The following is a 19,282-nucleotide window of genomic DNA, read 5'->3' on the forward strand; positions in this document are numbered from 1 at the left end:
AATTTAAACCATCACTTTACAAATATCGTTCGTAAATTCTACTGGATCTTGTACCGGTAGACCTTCGATCAACAATGCTTGATTGTATAGTAAGTTCGTATACAAGTTCAACTTGTCTTTATCGTTTTCAAGCGCATTTTTAAGTGATTGGAATACATCATGGTTTACGTTGATTTCCAATACTTTATCAGCTTTCACACCGCCACCATCTGGCATTGCTTGAAGAATTTTTTCCATTTCAATCGATAGCTCGCCTTCTGTAGATAAGCAGACAGGGTGCGATCTTAGACGTTTGGATGCTTTGACATTGGATACTTTACCTGCCAAAGTCGCTTTCATCGCTTCAAATAGATCTTTATTTTCGTTTTCTTCTGCTTCTGTGGTTTGATCTTTCTCATCTGGTTCGATTCCAAGATCGCCACTAGATACAGATTTGAATGCTTTATCTTTGTACGTGTTGATCATTTTAATAGCAAATTCATCAATATCATCTGTAAAGTATAGAATTTCATACCCTTTATCAGATACCATTTCAGTTTGCGGTAATTTCTCAATACGTTCAATCGATTCACCTGCTGCATAGTAGATGAACTTCTGATCTTCTGGCATTCTGGATACATATTCGTCCAGTGTTACTAATTTCTTCTCATGGGAAGACGCAAACAACAGAATATCTTGCAAATCTTCTTTGTGCATACCATATTCGTTATAGACGCCGAATTTCAATTGTCTGCCGAACGATTGGTAGAACTTCTCATAGTTCTCACGCTCTTCTTTGAGCATCGATTGCAATTGACCTTTGATTTTGTTTTTGATATTTTTAGCGATTAATTTCAATTGACGATCATGTTGTAGCATTTCGCGTGAAATGTTAAGAGATAAGTCTTCCGAATCGACCATCCCTTTCACGAAGCTAAAGTAATCAGGCAATAGATCGCTACATTTATCCATAATCAATACGCCATTAGAGTATAGTTCTAAGCCTTTTTCATACTCTTTGGTGTAATAATCAAACGGTGTATTTTCTGGAATAAATAGAATCGCATTATAGACAACAGCTCCATCTGCGCTGATATGAACATGCTTCAGTGGTTTGTCAAAACCATAACGTTTTTCATTATAAAAGTTCTCGTAATCTGCGTCGGTTAGCTCGCTTTTGTTTTTGCGCCAGATCGGAATCATACTGTTAACCGTCTGTTCTTCTGTGTATTCTACATATTCTGGTTCAGCATTTTCGTCCGTGCTTTCTGTTTCTACAGGACGACTGCCGCTGATATCCATTTTGATCGGGTAACGGATAAAGTCAGAATATTTCTTAATGATCGCTTTTAGACGATATTCTTCCAAATATTCATCGTATTGATCATCTTCTGTATTTTCTTTGATTTTGAGCGTAATCACGGTTCCTACAGTATCTTTCTCTGTTGGTGTGATTGAATAGCCTTCTGTTCCTTCAGAATGCCACAGGAACGCTTGATCACTACCTAACGCTTTACTCGTTACAGTTACTTCATCTGCCACCATAAACGCCGCATAGAAGCCTACACCGAATTGACCAATAATATTGTGACCGTCTTTTGCTTCATTTTCCTTTTTGAAAGCAAGCGATCCACTTTTGGCGATAATTCCTAGATTGTTCTCAAGGTCTTCTTCGGTCATACCAATCCCTGTATCAGCAATTGTTAACGTTCTAGACGCTTTATCCGCAGATACTTTGATATAATAATCTTCTTTGTGGAATGTCAAAGAATCATCGGTTAATGCTTTATAGTAAATTTTATCAATCGCATCACTTGCATTAGAGATTAATTCGCGCAAAAAGATCTCCTTTTGCGTGTAAATAGAGTTAATCATCATTTCTAATAATCGTTTGGATTCCGCTTTAAATTGCTTGGTAGTCATGAAAAGTAAGTCTCCCTTCGATTCTGCTTTTTTTAGCACTCTGACAATACGAGTGCTAATCGCTACCTTTTATATACCATATACTGATTTTGAATGTCAATTCTTATCACTTAATTTGTTTCTTATATCTGGCAGTAGTATGATAACAACATACATAAGATGTTCTTACTATACACATATGAAGATAAGGAGCGAAATTATATATGTCTTCCTTTTCCAATTTGCTTGATTTGAAACCTTTATCTGGATTCGACTGGTCTTGTTTCAATGGGAATATTGCAACCGCTATCTCTTATTTTGGTAACGATTACTTACACGCTTTTCAGCAGTCATGGACGTTTTCACGATTCGATCAACATGATCTTCCTTATCATTCGCTAGGTCAAGAAACCTATACGTATGAAGAGATTTTAAAATATGCCAATGTAGATTCTATGCTTCATCGTAATATCGCTTTACCGGATGCACTCCACAAAATTCATCAAGAACTTGAAGCAGGTCGACCTGTATTGGTTAAATGTGATGCATTCTCTTGCCCATGGTTTCCTGATAATTATCATACTCTGCATAACACACATTTTTTTATTATTGTTGATTATGATGCACAGACGGATGTATTCTCTTGCACAGATGTCTCCTATATGACTCATAATTATAAGCAAAGTGTAGCTGATTTTAGTCAGGGCTTTCTTAATGAAGTGATGACATTCTCGCCTACTACTCGTACTGCTCATACTGAAGAGATGGATATAGATTCATTATTACTGAATATTGCCAAAACCAATCTTGGGCTCCAACCTCAAAGCTATTCTATTTTTGATTCGATGCGTACATTTGCTGATCGATTCGAAGAATGTTATCAGTTAGCGGTGACAGAAATAAACCAATTCGATCTGGGTGCTGCTAATAAGTTACATCTTGAATTATTGTATATTATTCAAGCCCGTATGCAGTTTTTGAGATGGTTAGAACATTATGCGGATACTGAAAATGTAAATATACAACGTATACGAGCCGCTTTTGAACAATCTATCAAAAGTTGGTCGATTGTCCGTATGATGTATCTCAAATTATATGAACCCAAATCTAACAAAGAACATATCTTTAGTACATTGCCTGAAAAGATTAAAGCGATTGCCGCAATGGAAGAAGATATCGCCTATACTATTTTGCATATGGAACAGATGCGAGTACTTAACCTCAAGCTATCTCCAGCTCATACTTCTATCGGGTAGCAGGTCTGTCTCTCCCGTCAAAAAACACAAAAAAAGAACTGCCCTTTGCGGAGCAGTTCTTTTTTGACATATTATCGTTTATCGTAAATCTTCCCAATCGCTGAGTGCTTCTTCAATCACTCGTTTGCGTAAAGGTTTACTGATATAGGCGTTCATTTTAGATTCTGAAAGTAAATCTACATTCAGAAGATCAGTAGAACAAGCAATAATATAAGGCTGTTTCTCATTTTCTGAAATGGCGGATCGAATCTGTTGAACAGCTTCAATCCCACCCAATTCTGGCATACGCAAATCCATAAATATCATATCGTATGAATGTTGTGCAGCCAGTTGTACAGCTTCTTTACCATGCCTTGCACCTTTGACTTTATGCCCTAATTTCCTCAACATTTCCATTAACACATAACGGTTAATATCATTGTCATCAGCAATCAAGATCTCAAGGTTTTTTGTTGTCATATATTCGGAAGAATAGACCACCTCTCTAATAAACCTGGTGATACATCTATCCGATCGTTAACCTGCTTTTTGATGTTGTTTTTTGTTCTTCACTTTGAGTGAAGTATCAATATCTTTGAAGCCGATAAATTTCTTTGTATCTTCATTCCAAATACGGAAACGTAACGACTGCAAGCTAGTCAATAATGTAATTGTCTGTACATCTTGCAATACAGGACTTGTATTATGCGCGGACTCCAAGAAGTAATTGGGTACACGTGAGCTTAAATGATGAATATGGTGGAAACCGATGTTACCGGTAATCCAGTGCAATACTCTAGGAAGTTTGTAGAAAGAGCTACCATGCATAGCCGCTTTAACATAATTCCAGTTTTCTTCTTCTTCAAAGTAACTTTCTTCAAACTGATGCTGTACATAGAACAACCAGATACCGCCTACACCAGACATAAAGAAGATTGGACCTTGAATCATTAGAAATGCTTGCCAACCGATTCCCCAGCACAGCAAACCGATAATCACAACAAGCGCTACGTTAACCATATACGTATTCATACGCTCTTTTTTCGGAGCACCTTTACGGTTAAAACGGTAGATCAATAAAAATGTATAAATAGGACCGATCGTAAACATAATCATCGGATTACGATACATACGGTACACCCAACGACGTAATGGAGATAATGCTAAATATTCGTTCACAGTTAATGTCCAGATATCGCCTGTTCCGCGTTTATCTAAATTACCATTAGTTGCGTGATGCATAGAGTGGCTATAGCGCCATTGATCATAAGAACATAAAGTCATAATACCTGTAATGTTACCTACAATAGTATTTGCTTTACGGTTTTTGAAAAAGGAACGATGACAGCAATCATGAAAAATAATAAAGGTGCGAACTAAGAATCCGCCAGCAAGTACCATAATAGGGATAGTCAACCAGTAGGATACTGATAAACTAAGGTATGCAAGATACCATAGACCGAAAAATGGAACAAGTGTATTAATCAGTTGCCATACACTGTATTTCGTGTTTGATTTCTCATAGGGAGCTAAACTTTTACGCCAATTGTCTTGATCTTTCGTCACACGCGCAGTGGACATATTTGGGTGCTTCCTCTCTTGGGATCGATTCGTAACCTACTTCACAATGATTCCACAGTAGTCACTCATGGAACCCCCGAGAAAGATTAAGTTATCACATAGGGCTTTTTGAACATTTTCGAAAAATTAGTACCTGCCTATATACTCTATTGTATTACGTTACATAGGTGCTTGTAAACCAAGCTAGCTCTTTTCACAGGATATCCATACAATATGTCTAAAAACCAAACTTTTACATATTCACATATATACATAACAAAAAAAGATTATTCAAAGAACAGCATTTTCTGCTGATTCTCTAAATAATCTTTGGTCAATTGCTTCTTACACACGAAGCTATTTTGTGTACCATTACCCGGGAAATATAGAATTCATTATACGATCTGCCCATTACTTCTATACTACTTATACAAGTATTAGAAAGCTCAATAACTTACTCCTGTTTCTTTATTCATTTTATTACAAGTCTTTGTGCATATTGATCATGACAAATTAACTTTAGAGCTAACTAATCCTTACATCTTCAAAATAAATATAGTTCTTTTGTAGGGATAAATCGTCCAGCTAAAGTTATAAAGAGCCATAAAAAGAATAGACAAAACAAAAAGACCTCATAAAATCAGGTCTTTTTGTTTTGTTATTCCATTTTTTACGTAATTTCAATTTTGAATCTACCTTCTGTTTCTAAAGTAGCATTTACAAAATAGAATAAAAATGATTTTAATTTTACTCATTTTATTCTTTAAAATGCTATGTCATTCTTCGCTTTCCTTATTTAATTTGAAATGAAGAACTTTACATATTATTGACTTGACTATTCAAATTTGAGACTCTATAGTTATTTATTGTAATTAAATACATAATTTTTACATTTTTATCTCAGTCATTTTTTCTGCTATTTGTTCTCTTTTTGAAGCGGTTCAATATGCAAATATTCGAACTCCACATGACAGCCATCTCCTTGTGGGCTACATGCATATACACCACATTGAAAAGGCGTTTGATCATTTTGATCATCAAACAAATGAGCGATCCGTATTTGATTCCATTTCAGTTCTGAAGCATCATCTTGTTCTTGTTCGGCATATTCAATTGTGTAATCACCCGCTTCACGGCGAATACGAAATAAAAGTTCGGTCTCGCCTGCAACAAAGTTTTGGGTAGACCAATCTGAATATCCATTGTTGGTAACAACGGCACCTAACTTGGCATGACCATCTGTTTCAAATTCTACAGAAGTCTTAAGCCAGCAATGTTCTGAAAAACGAATCATCAATCCAGCTTGATCATATTGGTGAACTGGATATGTACGCACTTTCGTTGTCATAATCATGTCACCTGTCATCTCGGCAAATAGAAAATGTCCGTTGTCTACTCGAAATCCATAATGTGTTTTTTGCCAGAAATCAGTTTTCGCTAATGGTTTGAAAGTAAGGACTTGTTTCTCTGAAGAGACTTCCCATTCTTCAGGTGGACAGTGCCATTGCAGTCGTTCATCCATAGCCTTACCTTGAAAGTTTTCTAATAGTTGACTCATTCCCTATCACTCCTTATTCGATGAATACATAGATGGCAGTTTCTGTACAAGATCTGCCTTCATTCATTATGTTGATCATAGATGGAAATTTCAAGTGTATTTGATTATTTATGGAAGGGTGATGATGTTGAAAAGGATTTTTGGATTAAGTTGTGGCTTTTACTTTCTAATCGGAATTACCAGTGTTTTGTTAGGCGCTCTGCTGCCCGTTATTTTGCCTCACTACGGTAAAGATTACAGCGATGGAGGCACATTGTTATTTTTACAATTCATGGGCTTTCTTGTGGGGGTAGTTGTTTCTCCTTCTTTATCTGCATGGGTCGGACGCAAACATATGTTACTGATTGCATTAGGGGCAATTACGATTGCTTATGCAATGATGGGTACTTTGCCAGTATGGGGTTGGATGGTCACGATGACGATTTTTGTAGGCTTTGGTTCAGGTATTATCGAATCTTCGATTGGAGCCTTTACGATCGAATTCGCTGAAGCGCAAAAAGCAGTCGCGATGACCAAGCTAGATGTTTATTTTGGAGTAGGTTCATTATTAATTCCTGCTTTAGCAAGTCTGTATATTTTCTTAAATGTATGGCAGTTGTCTTTCTACACTGTTGCATTAGCTACTCTTCTCTTACTGTTATTCTGGATCACCATGCCAGCAGATAGTTCTGCGCAACTTCGGCGTATTCAAGAACATGATGCCGATCATACCGGAGCTGTCGTGAAACGAAAATATAGCGGTAAACAATTACAATTTCTCAGTATTTTCATCTTATTCTTTTTTGTATACATGGGTCTTGAATTAGGAGTGATGAATTTTCTACCTTCTATTCTGATCGAAAGTATTTCGATTAGTGATTCAGCTGCTTCGCTCAGTGTCACTTTTTTCTGGGCAGCCATGACGATTGGTCGGTTATTTGTCGGTCGTATAGCAGAATCGATTCGTTATGTTCCTTTCTTGATTGGTAGTTCGCTTGGCATGATGCTGATGATTATTGGACTTGCTTTGGTTTCTCATCCTGTAGCGATGTATATTTTGATTTTTGCTATCGGCTTATTTATGTCAGGACTATTCTCTATCGCTTTAGTATTCGCTAATTCGCTTATTCCAGGAATGACCGAACGTACAACCAGTATTCTGATTGCTGCTGGTGGAATCGGTGGATCGGTCTTGCAGTATGTGATCGGTTGGAGTATGGCGAACTGGTCTGTCGGACCTACGTTATGGGTATTTGCTGGATTCTCATTGGTGCTGTTAATTAGTATTGCTTTTACTTCTCAATGGAGTACTTCACAAGCCAAATTAACATCAAGAGTGCAATCCTAGATCCATACTCTGTAAGGGAGGTGAGGAACAGCGATCCAAGAAACGATTGTAGTTGAGTGGTATCAATGACAGAGCAATTTAGCAGATCAAGTCTATTTGAACTTAAAATCAGGAGGCAAATCATGCAAACTTTAACTGAGAATCGGTTTCGTTATGGTAGAGGTATTAAATTAATTGACGATACAGGTACAGAATATATAGATGGTGTATCCGGTACATTTAATCTTTCTCTTGGATACAATCACCCGTATGTAGTGCAAAAAGTGCAAGAGCAAGTTGGCAATCTGACGCATATGTCGTCTACGTTTACAGAACCTTATGTCGATGAAGTGTTATCTCATTTGTTAGAATATGCACCGAATGGGATTGATACAGGCTGGATGCGTGACATCACGGGTTCCACTGCAAACGAATGCGCAACTAAAATTGCTCAAAAATATACTGGTGATACCGATATTGTCAGCCTTTTCTACTCTCATCATGGACAGACACAATTTGCCACAGGTATTTCGGGTAATGCTTTCCGTCGTAAAGGATTTCCGAATTCCTCTGTTCCCAATTCTCTGCATGTCCCTGCACCTTATTGCTATCGTTGCCCGTTCGATGCCAAGCCGTCCAATTGTGGAATGAAATGTGTAGAAGCGCTAGCCGATCAGATTGAATATGGCGGTTCTGGTTCTACAGCTTGTATGATTATCGAACCGATTCTAGGTAACGGTGGTAATATTATGCCTCCACCTGAGTATTTCAAAGGTATTCGTCAGTTGTGCGATGAGCAAAATATCATCTTGATCGCAGATGAAGTACAGACAGGTATTGGTCGTACTGGTTATATGTTTGCAAGTACATTATTCGATATTAAACCTGATATCATTACGCTGGCTAAAGGGCTTGGTGGTATCGGTGTCCCTGTTGCTGCGGTATTGATGCAGTCTCGTCTAAATGTCCTTGAAAAACATGAGCATTCCTTTACTTCAGGTAGTAATCTGATCTCTGTTACAGCAGCTAAATCAACATTGGAAGTTGTGTCTGAACCTGGATTCATGGAAGATGTACAACGCAAAGGAAAATTACTGGGCGATTTGCTTTTAAATTTGGAAGAGAAATATAACTGTATTGGTGAAGCTCGTGGCGTAGGTCTAATGTGGGGTCTAGAAATCGTAGATGAATATAATGCTCCAGATACCAACAAAATGAATGCAATTATCAATTTTGCTTTTGCTGATCAACAATTAATTCTACGTGGTTCTCGTTATGGATTCGGTAATGTTGTTAAAGTTCGTCCTTCTCTTACTGTAACAGATGAAGAGATTGTAGAGATTATCCGTCGTCTTGACCTCGTTTTGTCGTCTTTGGATTAAAGCGCTTTTACTTAATTACGCTAAAATTATGTATATACGTTGTTATCTGAATTCAAAAGAATACGCTTAGCTTTAATATGAGGAGGAATATTATGTTATCACTTGTCTACAAATCAGCTTGGGACGTTGCTCTGGAAGAAAGACCACAACCACAAATTACGCAGGAAAATCAAGTGCTGGTACGCATTCATGCAACAGGCGTATGCGGAACTGACCTTGGTATCGTAAGTGGCAAATACCATGCCAAATCGTCCATCATTTTGGGACATGAATCGGCTGGAGAAGTCGTACAAGTCGGTGATCGGGTGACGACGCTACAAGTTGGGGATCGCGTTGTGATTGACCCTACTTACTATTGCGGTCAGTGTAATATGTGTCGTACAGGAAGGCAGAACCATTGTTTACATAAAAGCACCACGGAGACAGGAGTCAGTAGTGATGGTACATTTACCGATTACTATGTAACCGAAGATCGGTTCCTTTACAAATTAGCAGATCATGTTAGTTATGCAGAAGCGACGCTAACTGAACCTTTAAGTTGTATGCTGACAGGTATTAATCAGATTCAATTACTTCCTAACTTCCGCACGATTATTTTGGGAGCGGGTCCAATCGGGATGTTATACAGTTATGCTTTGGCTTCCAAAGGGGTGTCCGGTAGTATTGTCGATATCTCACAGGATCGCTTGCATATTGCAGGTGCGATAGCGCCGGAACGTTGGGATACTCATAACTCTTTTGAAAGTGCATTAACGCATATTTCTCCATCCGATCATCAAGTAGATCTGATTGTGGATACAACAGGAGCTGTAGGGACAACTGTCCTTTCTAATCTGGCACATGGTGGATATCTGATGCTTGTCGGTCTGCGTGATGGAGTTAGCTCTTTCAACCCTAAAGAAGTTGTTGACCGCAGTCTCAAAATTATTGGTTCAATCGATTCTTTAGGTACATTTGCGACTGCTCATTATATGATCGAACGCAATCTGATTCCAGCAAGTAAGCTGATTACGCACACTTTTGCACTGCAAGATTATGAAGAAGCGTTCCAGACGCTAGGTTGTAATATCAGCAGTGGTACATTGACACCATCTTCAAATGCTATTAAAGTCGTTTTACAATCTACTTAATTGGATCTGAAGAATGGAGGTCAATTCAATATGGCATCAGAACATCTTAATCATCCTTCATCCCCATTGTGGCAAGACCCGCCGATTCAAGCGTTCATTTTTGATATGGATGGTGTGTTGATCGACAGTGAACCTATTTATTTTGAAATTGAAAAAAGTTCTTTTCAGCATCTAGGGGCTACGGTTGAAGAAACAGAACATCATACGTATGTAGGGGTTACATTAGAATCGATGTTCCAGCAGGTACTAGATAAGCATCAGCTGGATCATGTACTTGCTGAAGTGCTAGCATTTCATAAAGAAAATGTAATGAAGGTGATGCAAGGTCATGAAGAGCTACAAGCTTTTGATCATGTAGAACAATGGATTCAATGGTTGTCTAACTCGGGAATCAAGCTGGCAGTCGCTTCCTCTTCTCCACGTTCTTTAATCGAATTGATTTTGGAACGTACGGGATTACGTCCTTTCTTCACCGTGATGGTCAGTGGTGAAGAAGTAGCTCATGGTAAGCCTGCACCCGATATTTTCTTACATGCCGCAGAGTTATTACAGGTCGATCCGCAACATTGTGTAGTGATCGAAGATTCTCGCAATGGTGTTCAAGCAGCGAAAGATGCAGGTATGCGCTGTATCGGTCATCAGAATCCGGGTTCAGGCAATCAAGATTTGAGCAGAGCAGATATCATTATTCATAGTTATGCGGAGTTATTGGAATTACGTGATTCTCTGCATATCGGTGTACGTTCATAAGACAAATATTAGATAATCCAAAAGCCTTATTCCTTCTATTAGGAGTAAGGCTTTTTTGCTATACATCAGAATGATAAGATCCGAGTATAATTCTTTCTATTTTATAAATCAAAATCTTGAGCTTCAGGACTTAGAGAACGAATATGATGCATATACGTACGAACCTTCTGATCTTGGACAGTATCATATTCAAAGTTCATTTGCTTGGCGACATCACAAGCCGTTTGCCGAAATAAATCCATCATTACATCTAATGCTTGCCAGATCTTCTCTTCATCCGCAGTAGGATAAGTCGCTAATAACTGTGTCCATACAGATGGTTCAAGAAAAGATTGTAGATACTTATGGTTTTTCCCGATGCTCACTTTGAATGCTGTATCGATCCCTACTTGCCATGTTAACATTTGCAATACCATCGGACGAATATAAAGATGGAGATGATCCAATACGTATATCATTTCCTGTCTCCATAACCCTTTAGCGGCATACGTCGATACCCACCAAAATTCATTACAACAATTAGCATACTGTTGTGCGGTTGGCGATGTAATATGATAATCCTCATCTGTCGGTGGCAAAAGTTCCGGCATCCGCTGATCTTTGTCTAGCAGTACGTCGATAAGCTTATCTTCATGAATATAAGTCGCTTGAAGAGACAGAGGAAATAATCTGAGATCAATTCGGTTCCCATCCGCCAGTAACATCAAATAAGCAAACCGTCCATCATTATCTTCAAGCGAATCTCCCATAGCATCTGGCATTTGCATTATAATCTTTTCACCAAAATAATCTGTCCAATCACAGTCTTCTATAAAAGATTGCACATCGGTTACCAGATACACGATATCGTAATCTTGAAAAATATCGACCGGTACTTTGGTATTCACACGCGACCCATTCATCGCTACTACCCGCACCCGTTCATCCTGCTCCGCAAATTGCATAATTAAATCCATCATCTGCTGTTGATTACGCATATGAGATCATCCTTTCTTTAGAAAAGAAACATGTCTTCGCACATATAGCAACTCTGTTGAGTGCCCACTACTTTTAATGGGATATCCAAAGGATGAGATTATTTATCTTTTATACTCTTGCTCATAGATTCTATGCACACGCTCGCTGATTATAGATGCACTCTGTTTAAACTTTAACCGAGTAGTCTTGCCTTTAACAATATAATCACCTGCTACCAATAACGAACGATTTTCTCCTAAAGCCGAGTCATATAATAAAGAGGCTCCATGCGTCGGAGCTGGAAAAAATAATCGAGTCAGGATTTGGATAAAAAACGGAATTCCTGATTTTTTACCCGAACGTAGCGTATTATTGCCACCTGGATCAACACTTAACAACTTAATTCCTTTGAGATGTTCAAATTCAGAAGCACGTTCAGAAGTCCACAGCGATAAAGCTAACTTCGCTGTTGCATAGGCACCAATTAGAGGCTTAAATGTTGTCGGATGTTCTAACTGATCAGGATCAAATGTTAACCGTGTAGCAAATACAGCGCTGGATGTATTAATCACCGTACGTAGATTTCCCTGCTGAAGTAGCTGCTCCAGTTCTTTCAAAATAATATAGGGAGCTACAGTCTGTGTATCAAAGTGAAGCTCACGTCCTTGCGGGGAAAAGCTTAATTCAGGATAACTTCCACCTGCATTATTATATAATATATCAATATGGGTTTCTCGGGCTTGAATCTGTGTGAGTGCTGTTCGTAACTGTTCAAAATCAGATACATCAGCCACATAAATACGTAAGCGCTGATCTTGGATAGCTTGTTGAATCTGTATATCATCCGTAGCAAAGCAAGATCGAATAATCGCAATCACCTGCCATTGTTCCTCTAATAATCGATGAGTCAAAGCAAGACCAATTCCATGATTGGCTCCAGTAATACAAGCAACCCGTGCTAAAGATTTAGTATCCATCTGTTTTCCTCCTATTAAAATGAACCATTTTCACCCTTTATGACAAAGGGTTGAGTTCACTCTACAACTTGGAGTCGAATCGAAGTCAACTTCACATAAATAGATTGACTTGGAGTCAACTCCAAGTTGTACACTAATCATATGATCTTAAAGGAGTGATCCAGCATGAATCGAACCGAAGCATTTTCAATCAAAGAAGCTGCCTATAAAAGTGGACTGTCCGAAGATACGATTCGTTATTATGAGAAGATTCAATTACTTCCACAACCGAATCGCAAATCTAACGGTCACCGTGTATACGATCATACTAATATTGAAAAAATGAAATTAATCTTATGTCTGAAAAAAACAGGTTTGTCTTTGGAAGAAATGCGACCGTATGTCCAGTTATCTTTAGATAGTGATCTAACTGATTATCCTGAACTTTATTATATGCTACAACAGCATCAACATACCATTCAGGAACATATTCAATCGTTGCAACAGATATCTCATTTTATTGATATTGTGTTAGAACGTACACCTTCTTTGCGCCCTCCTGCAACATCTTGTACGAGTGATTCTCAAGATCACCGTGTTCCTTTGAACAGACATAACCTTTTGAAAAGCTCAGTCTCTTAATCATCCTTAACCCAAAAAGAACAAGTCAAAGGCATTACGCCTAGACTTGTTCTTTTTGGGTTTACAGCCTATTTATATACTTTTCAAAAAGAGATTAAAGCCTGATTTAGTTTTTCTAAAACAGCAATTTTTTCGTCTGTTGTCGAATGACTTGTTAATGCATTTTTACCATCTAAAGCTGTTTGTAATGCAGTGATATCTTGTCCAGCAGTAGCCGTATTGATCTTGGATTGAGCTTCTACCGAGGCTTGTTCAATCCATGTATCTATAGTAGGTAATTGAACTACAATAGTCGTTTCTATATCAGCATCTCTAAGAGTTAAATGTAATGTTACATTATAATTTGCTGTATAAGCACTTCCATTATATTGAGATAACATTATTGTATCTTCAAAATCAGAAGTTACTAAATACGTATCATCAGTAACGCTTATCGGGTGTCCATTAACTTGAGTTGGTAACAATTCAATATCAGATATATACATAGCAATATTATCATTCAAAGAATTTGATGATCGCAATGATATATCTTTATCCATCTGTGTATCATAAGCCAAGACTTGATTGGAAGAAATCAAATCCATTTCTCGTTCCAAATCAAGCATATCTATCTCTGCCTGATTAGGTAATTGATGATAAATAGAGGTGGGTGGTATATTAACTAATACATTTTGATCGAAGAAGCTAACTTGATCATTATCTACATTCATATCAAATACATGCCAGTAAGGTTCTTCTCCATCGCCTACAGGAATATGATAAGTTTTCATTGGAAGTCTGTATGCTCCATTATATACTTTTACAGTAGCTGATGATTTTCGCAATGTTGATGCTGCTCCATTATTAGCAGTCGCACTATAATTTTGTACATAAAATGTGTATATGCCATCTACACGTTTCTTAATAGTGATCACTTCTGGTCCGTAAGAACTCATATTATCTGTATCTAAAGATACATAATTCTGATTCTGGTAATTGTATTGTCTATTGTCGGTAGAAGTATGGAATCCATAGCCATCGGGTGTAGGTCCTAACAAATGAGCATCTTCATCGTAAGGTAATTCATCCCATGTTAACACAATACTAATTTTACCTTCTGTTGGCATCCTTGAAACAATAGCACTTTGATCATAATTATATTCTTCTGCCAAAGACGTCGCTATTAGATAAGAAGGAATAAAACCCTCTTTTATCAGTTCACCTGTGTATACTCCTGGTGGGAGCGTAACATTATAATCTCCATGTTCATTGGTTGTAACAGTCGCTGCGATTGGTCCTTCTGTTACATTCAACCCCCGCCGAAAATGAATCGTCATTCCTTCTACGGATTCACCCTGTTCTTCTCCTATAAAACCTGTAAATCCATTGATACGTAGATCACCTTTACTAATCGTTAAAAGACGACTTGAAGAAGACGATGGTGTAACTGTAATCTCTAATACTTTATTATATTTATCTTTTAAGTTAAGAGGATCGAATTGGATTACACCTGTAACACTATCATAAATAATATTCGTTAGGGTGTACGGTTTATCATTTAAAGTAGCTGTCACTTCCATATCACTAAGCAATAATTCATTGGTCGGTTGGTTCAAATGTAAGATTGCTTGACCATTTCTAACATCCAAACTTTGCACAGGTTGTTGTACAACGACAGGTGTCGAAGATTCTTGATGTTTCTTATCTTCTTTTCGAATATTGGTCACCGCTTGCTCGCCACCAACGACACCGCCTTCAATCAGTGCGGTTACCCCTGCACTGGTTGTCGTCTGATTCACTCGTGGTGTGATCGTGGATCCAGCTACATTAATGTATGCTTTTTCTATCGTACCATTACCACTGACTTTAGCCGCACTATTCAACGTCAACGATTGGATCGATGATGAAGATGTGGTGCTAATCTTATTATCTGTTGTGCCTGAAGCCACTGCCAGACTATCGACAGAACCAGTAAGCAATTGAGTTAGCACAGAGGATGACGAAATGTCCATACTATCTATACGTCCCTTTAATGAAACGGTCGATCCCGATGGAATCTGATTGGACAAGACGACATTTGTAAATCCTGCTCCTGTTGTTAATCCTTTTTCTTCAAGTAGACCTCCAGATTGAAGAATCATCTGCTGTACAGTTGTTGCACCTGTAGTCACTACACGTACATTACCATCTTTTTTATTGATAACAGCTGTTTGCAGTGTAGCATCTTGAAGATGGATACTATTTATGCCACCACCATTAATAGTCGTTGTTCCTTTAACAGTCACATGATCTAAGATGGCATCCCCTTCGCCGATTCCTGCACCTAAAAGAAGATCGCCTTCGATCACCATATTGCGAAGCGTACTGCCAGCACTATTTAACTGCATATCACCTGCTATTTGTTGTTGACCGGATGCAGGCCCATAGACACCTGCTGTATTGTATATCGTTGTTGGAGAAGATGATTTGGATGAGTTATTCGTATCCGACGATTCTAAAGAACGCTCCAAGACAGTAACAGCTTCTGCACGAGTCGTTGTATCTTTAGGACGGAACCCCTTTTCATCACCTTTCATCAGTCCACTGTCGATTACTGCGCCAATCGAACCTTTACTCCATGAAGGACTATAGAGGGTATCTTTCATTTGAGCAGCAGAGTTAGATGACTTTAATTTTTTCAAAGAAGTCAAAATAACAGCTAATTCTTGACGTGTAACTTTTTGATCTGGATGGAAAGTATTATTTTTGTATCCTTCCATATATCCTTGTGATTTGGCGATCGCTACATCATGGTAGAACCAGTCTGAAGATTGTACATCTTTGTACGCAATCGAACTTGTTTGAGTAAATCCAAATGCTTTGTTAATCATAGCCGCTAGCTGTGATCTGGTTACACTTTGATCTGGTTTTAAACTTCCATCTTGAAATCCACTAATGTACCCTTTACTTTGCCATTGTGTCATGACATCCTTAGCCCAGTGATTCTGAATATCACTTGCTTGAGCAGTTGGTGTTGCTGTGAATCCCCAAGTAGGCAAAACAATAGCGACACTCAGCAATAATGTGATCCACTGGTGACTTCTCTTTTTCATATTCCCCAACATGAATTCCCCCAATAAAATGTAAGCATTATTTGATTTTATAACTTTAGACGTAGGTATATAGACATATTCTTTCATATTACTACATATTTTTTATTTTGGGAATTGATTTTTCCTATATTGGAATTGTATGGATAAGGAATAGATATAATAAGATCCACTTGCCAAATTCAAAATTCTCTGTTAACATACTGAACAAACGTTCAGTATTATTTCTTCTATTATAATGTTATCCAGCACACTTAATGAATCGGAGTGAAAACTCGTGAATAAAAAGCAATTGCAAACCGAACAAACTAAAAAAAGAATGTTAGATGCGGCTCGTGCCTTATTTGTACAAAAAGGATTTAAAGCCACTTCGATTGAAGATATCGTAGCTGCTACAGGTAGTAGTAAAGGGAATATCTATTACCATTTCAAAAGTAAAGAAGGTCTGTTTCTTTATTTACTGGATGAGTGGAATCGGGATTGGGAAGAAAAATGGCAAGAAAAAGAACATCTGTATCCTACCACTGTCCAAAAAATATATGGGCTTGCTGAACATCTGGTACGTGATGATCTCAGTCATCCACTTACCAAAGCAGCAGATGAATTTTTTAATAGCGATGAAAAAGATAATGATGTTGAAGAACGTGTATCTACCATGATGGCTTCTCATCTAAGCTTTAACCAGCAATTAATTCAACAAGGGATCGATAGTGGAGAATTCAAAGCGAACGATGCCGCTAAGTTAGCTATTATTATGGAAAGTCTGATTATTGGATTAGGTCAGATGTCTCGTCAAGCGAGTATTGAAGAAGCTTTGAATGTATATGAATTAGCTGTTACTGTGATGCTATATGGTATAGCTAGACCTATGACTTCATAGCGATGTACAAGTAAATCAAGAACAAGCCAAAATAGAGTATGTTGATGTAGCTTCATCTATGATGATCAGTATCATAACTTATTCTATTATTAACATATTACAGACCGAACGTTCAGTATTATAAAATGATTAAATGAATAGATGGAGGATTTACTCATGTCGTTATTACTTCGTAACAGAGGTGCTATACTGCTTCTGATGATCAACATTTTTCTTATTTTTACAGGCGTAGGCTTAGTCATTCCAATCATGCCTACATATATGAATGAACTTCATATTAATGGTAGTATGGTCGGATTACTGGTGGCTGCTTTTTCATTCAGTCAATTAATCTGTTCCCCGATTGCTGGACGATTATCTGATACATGGGGACGTAAAAAAATGATCGTATCCGGTATGATTATTTTCGCTGTATCGGAATGGTTATTCGGGATTGCAAATGATCCTACATTATTATTCGCTGCTCGGATGTTAGGCGGTATTGGCGCAGCCTTTATTATGCCTGCGGTTATGGCGTACACTGCTGATATCACATCCGATGAAGAACGTGGTAAAGGGATGGGTTATATTAATGCGGCGATTACGACTGGATTCATTATTGGTCCGGGTATCGGGGGATATATTGCTGAATTTGGTATTCGGGTGCCATTCTATGCGGCAGGTATAGCCGCAGCGATTGCAGCTGTAATTACCTTATTGGTATTGCCTGAATCATTAACAGCAGAGAAGCGCAAAGCAACAATCGCTGAAGCCTCTCTTACCAAGCAACCAAATATGTTTTTACAATTGATTCATTCCTATCGTGAATCGTATTTCCTTAGTCTGGTGATCGTGTTCGTTATGTCTTTCGGATTAGCCAATTATGAGACGGTATTCGGATTGTTTGTCGATCATAAGTTTGGATTTACACCAAAAGATATCGCCTTTATTATTACCTTCGGTTCGATTGCCGGGGCTGTTGTACAGGTCAGTGCGTTTGGCTGGATCGTCAATACATTTGGTGAGAAGAAAGTCATTTCATGGTGTCTTGTGTTCGCATCACTATTCGTACTGTTAACGTTATTTGTCAATCAGTACTGGATGATATTAGTCGTTACTTTTATTGTATTCTTATCGATCGATATTCTAAGACCTGCGATCAGTACACAATTATCCAAAATTGCTCATAATCAGCAAGGTTATGTCGCTGGTCTGAACTCCGCGTATAGCAGTCTGGGTAATATTGCAGGGCCGATTGTCGCTGGATTATTATTTGATATCAATATTGGCTTCCCTTATATGGCGGCAGCGATTGTATTATTCCTATGCTTTATTCTATCGCGTAATACGAAGAAGCTTGATGTATAAACACCCTATTTAATCACCACCATATCTAATCATACCAAAAGAGTATCTATTCAGCAGATCGCTGTAGATACTCTTTTTTGCTTTCGTTATCGCCAATCTTCTGCTATAAAACAATAACGATCATCTTGCGGAGGATCGATCATCAGATGTACCAATGGTGTTAAATAAGGTTCTAATCGTTCTGCGGCAACTACACTGGTTTCTGTTACTTCTACAGGGTGTTCTAGATTCGTAATACTGAGCTTCATACGATCAGGATACATCCAAATAAAAGCTTTTACGCCTGCAATGATTACATGTTTGGGATGTTCTATTTGTGGATATGTCCACTTTGCTGTAGTAGAACTAGATGAATCCGGTGATATCCCTATCATCGGTAGATCTAACTGTTCAAACACTTCATGTAATTCTTCTTCTGACTGAATCCGAATCGCAATCAAAAGACAATCGCCATCTCCCACATGTCCTCCATAAGCTCGACAATATCGAAAATACTTCAATCGTTTAGACCATTCCAACAATGTATCCAATGAATGACGTTCAAAAAAGTAGCGTTCCCATAATTGCTGCTCTGATAGAGGTGTATGAAGAGGTTGGTTTTTCTTTTTCCTATTCCACATTAGCTTCTCC

16 protein-coding genes are annotated in these 19,282 nt (G+C 38.0%); 8 read left to right on the forward strand and 8 right to left on the reverse strand.

The features are described 5' to 3' along the window. Positions 1 to 3: 3 nt before the first annotated feature. Positions 4 to 1,902, reverse strand: coding sequence for a molecular chaperone HtpG (gene htpG / locus PaeCFBP13512_RS04255; protein WP_069326819.1), 1,899 nt, complete (start codon positions 1,900 to 1,902; stop codon positions 4 to 6). Positions 1,903 to 2,105: 203 nt separating this feature from the next. Here htpG and PaeCFBP13512_RS04260 point away from each other — a divergent pair, with 203 nt between their 5' ends. Further along, complete coding sequence (locus tag PaeCFBP13512_RS04260) at positions 2,106 to 3,137, forward strand: BtrH N-terminal domain-containing protein (protein ID WP_137221361.1); 1,032 nt, start codon at positions 2,106 to 2,108, stop codon at positions 3,135 to 3,137. A 78-nt stretch (positions 3,138 to 3,215) separates the two neighbouring features. On the opposite strand, the gene PaeCFBP13512_RS04265 is transcribed toward PaeCFBP13512_RS04260, so the two are convergent. From PaeCFBP13512_RS04265 to PaeCFBP13512_RS04275, 3 genes are all read right to left on the reverse strand, one after another. Beyond that, the gene (locus PaeCFBP13512_RS04265) at positions 3,216 to 3,596 is read right to left on the reverse strand and encodes a response regulator (protein ID WP_069326821.1); all 381 of its coding nucleotides are present in this window, start codon (positions 3,594 to 3,596) and stop codon (positions 3,216 to 3,218) included. Positions 3,597 to 3,653: 57 nt separating this feature from the next. Further along, entirely contained in the window at positions 3,654 to 4,697 is a 1,044-nt protein-coding gene (locus PaeCFBP13512_RS04270; RefSeq protein ID WP_069326822.1) for a fatty acid desaturase, read from the reverse strand. Positions 4,698 to 5,592: 895 nt separating this feature from the next. Further along, entirely contained in the window at positions 5,593 to 6,234 is a 642-nt protein-coding gene (locus PaeCFBP13512_RS04275) for a DUF1349 domain-containing protein (protein WP_069326823.1), read from the reverse strand. Between the two features lie 127 nt (positions 6,235 to 6,361). On the opposite strand from PaeCFBP13512_RS04275, the gene PaeCFBP13512_RS04280 reads away from it, so the two are divergent. The 4 genes from PaeCFBP13512_RS04280 (at position 6,362) to PaeCFBP13512_RS04295 (ending at position 10,802) form a co-directional block, all read left to right on the forward strand. Further along, a complete protein-coding gene (locus PaeCFBP13512_RS04280) occupies positions 6,362 to 7,561 on the forward strand; it encodes an MFS transporter (RefSeq protein WP_069326882.1) in 1,200 nt (399 codons plus the stop codon). Positions 7,562 to 7,683: 122 nt separating this feature from the next. Then, complete coding sequence (locus PaeCFBP13512_RS04285) at positions 7,684 to 8,922, forward strand: aspartate aminotransferase family protein (protein WP_069326824.1); 1,239 nt, start codon at positions 7,684 to 7,686, stop codon at positions 8,920 to 8,922. Positions 8,923 to 9,014: 92 nt separating this feature from the next. Then, entirely contained in the window at positions 9,015 to 10,052 is a 1,038-nt protein-coding gene (locus PaeCFBP13512_RS04290) for a zinc-dependent alcohol dehydrogenase (protein WP_069326825.1), read from the forward strand. Between the two features lie 30 nt (positions 10,053 to 10,082). After that, a complete protein-coding gene (locus PaeCFBP13512_RS04295) occupies positions 10,083 to 10,802 on the forward strand; it encodes an HAD family hydrolase (RefSeq protein ID WP_137221362.1) in 720 nt (239 codons plus the stop codon). Positions 10,803 to 10,903: 101 nt separating this feature from the next. Here PaeCFBP13512_RS04295 and PaeCFBP13512_RS04300 read toward each other — a convergent pair whose 3' ends face one another. Continuing rightward, on the reverse strand, positions 10,904 to 11,779 hold the full coding sequence (locus tag PaeCFBP13512_RS04300; RefSeq protein WP_137221364.1) for an aminoglycoside 6-adenylyltransferase: 876 nt from the start codon (positions 11,777 to 11,779) through the stop codon (positions 10,904 to 10,906). 102 nt (positions 11,780 to 11,881) lie between these two features. Beyond that, positions 11,882 to 12,736, reverse strand: a complete 855-nt coding sequence (locus PaeCFBP13512_RS04305; protein WP_137221366.1) for an SDR family NAD(P)-dependent oxidoreductase — start codon at positions 12,734 to 12,736, stop codon at positions 11,882 to 11,884. Between the two features lie 165 nt (positions 12,737 to 12,901). Here PaeCFBP13512_RS04305 and PaeCFBP13512_RS04310 point away from each other — a divergent pair, with 165 nt between their 5' ends. Then, positions 12,902 to 13,357 (forward strand): MerR family transcriptional regulator, encoded by a 456-nt coding sequence (locus tag PaeCFBP13512_RS04310; protein ID WP_137221368.1) that lies wholly within the window; start codon positions 12,902 to 12,904, stop codon positions 13,355 to 13,357. Positions 13,358 to 13,440: 83 nt separating this feature from the next. Here the strand turns inward: PaeCFBP13512_RS04310 and PaeCFBP13512_RS04315 are convergent, their stop codons facing one another. Continuing rightward, complete coding sequence (locus PaeCFBP13512_RS04315) at positions 13,441 to 16,428, reverse strand: S-layer homology domain-containing protein (protein ID WP_161594205.1); 2,988 nt, start codon at positions 16,426 to 16,428, stop codon at positions 13,441 to 13,443. Positions 16,429 to 16,702: 274 nt separating this feature from the next. Here PaeCFBP13512_RS04315 and PaeCFBP13512_RS04320 point away from each other — a divergent pair, with 274 nt between their 5' ends. Beyond that, positions 16,703 to 17,305 (forward strand): TetR/AcrR family transcriptional regulator, encoded by a 603-nt coding sequence (locus PaeCFBP13512_RS04320; RefSeq protein ID WP_137221372.1) that lies wholly within the window; start codon positions 16,703 to 16,705, stop codon positions 17,303 to 17,305. Positions 17,306 to 17,461: 156 nt separating this feature from the next. Beyond that, positions 17,462 to 18,652, forward strand: a complete 1,191-nt coding sequence (locus tag PaeCFBP13512_RS04325) for an MFS transporter (protein WP_069326832.1) — start codon at positions 17,462 to 17,464, stop codon at positions 18,650 to 18,652. A gap of 86 nt (positions 18,653 to 18,738) precedes the next feature. On the opposite strand, the gene PaeCFBP13512_RS04330 is transcribed toward PaeCFBP13512_RS04325, so the two are convergent. Further along, on the reverse strand, positions 18,739 to 19,272 hold the full coding sequence (locus tag PaeCFBP13512_RS04330; protein ID WP_137221374.1) for a hypothetical protein: 534 nt from the start codon (positions 19,270 to 19,272) through the stop codon (positions 18,739 to 18,741). Positions 19,273 to 19,282 lie beyond the last annotated feature (10 nt).

This window comes from Paenibacillus sp. CFBP13512, assembly GCF_005233705.1.
GTDB classification, from domain to species: domain Bacteria; phylum Bacillota; class Bacilli; order Paenibacillales; family Paenibacillaceae; genus Saccharibacillus; species Saccharibacillus nuruki.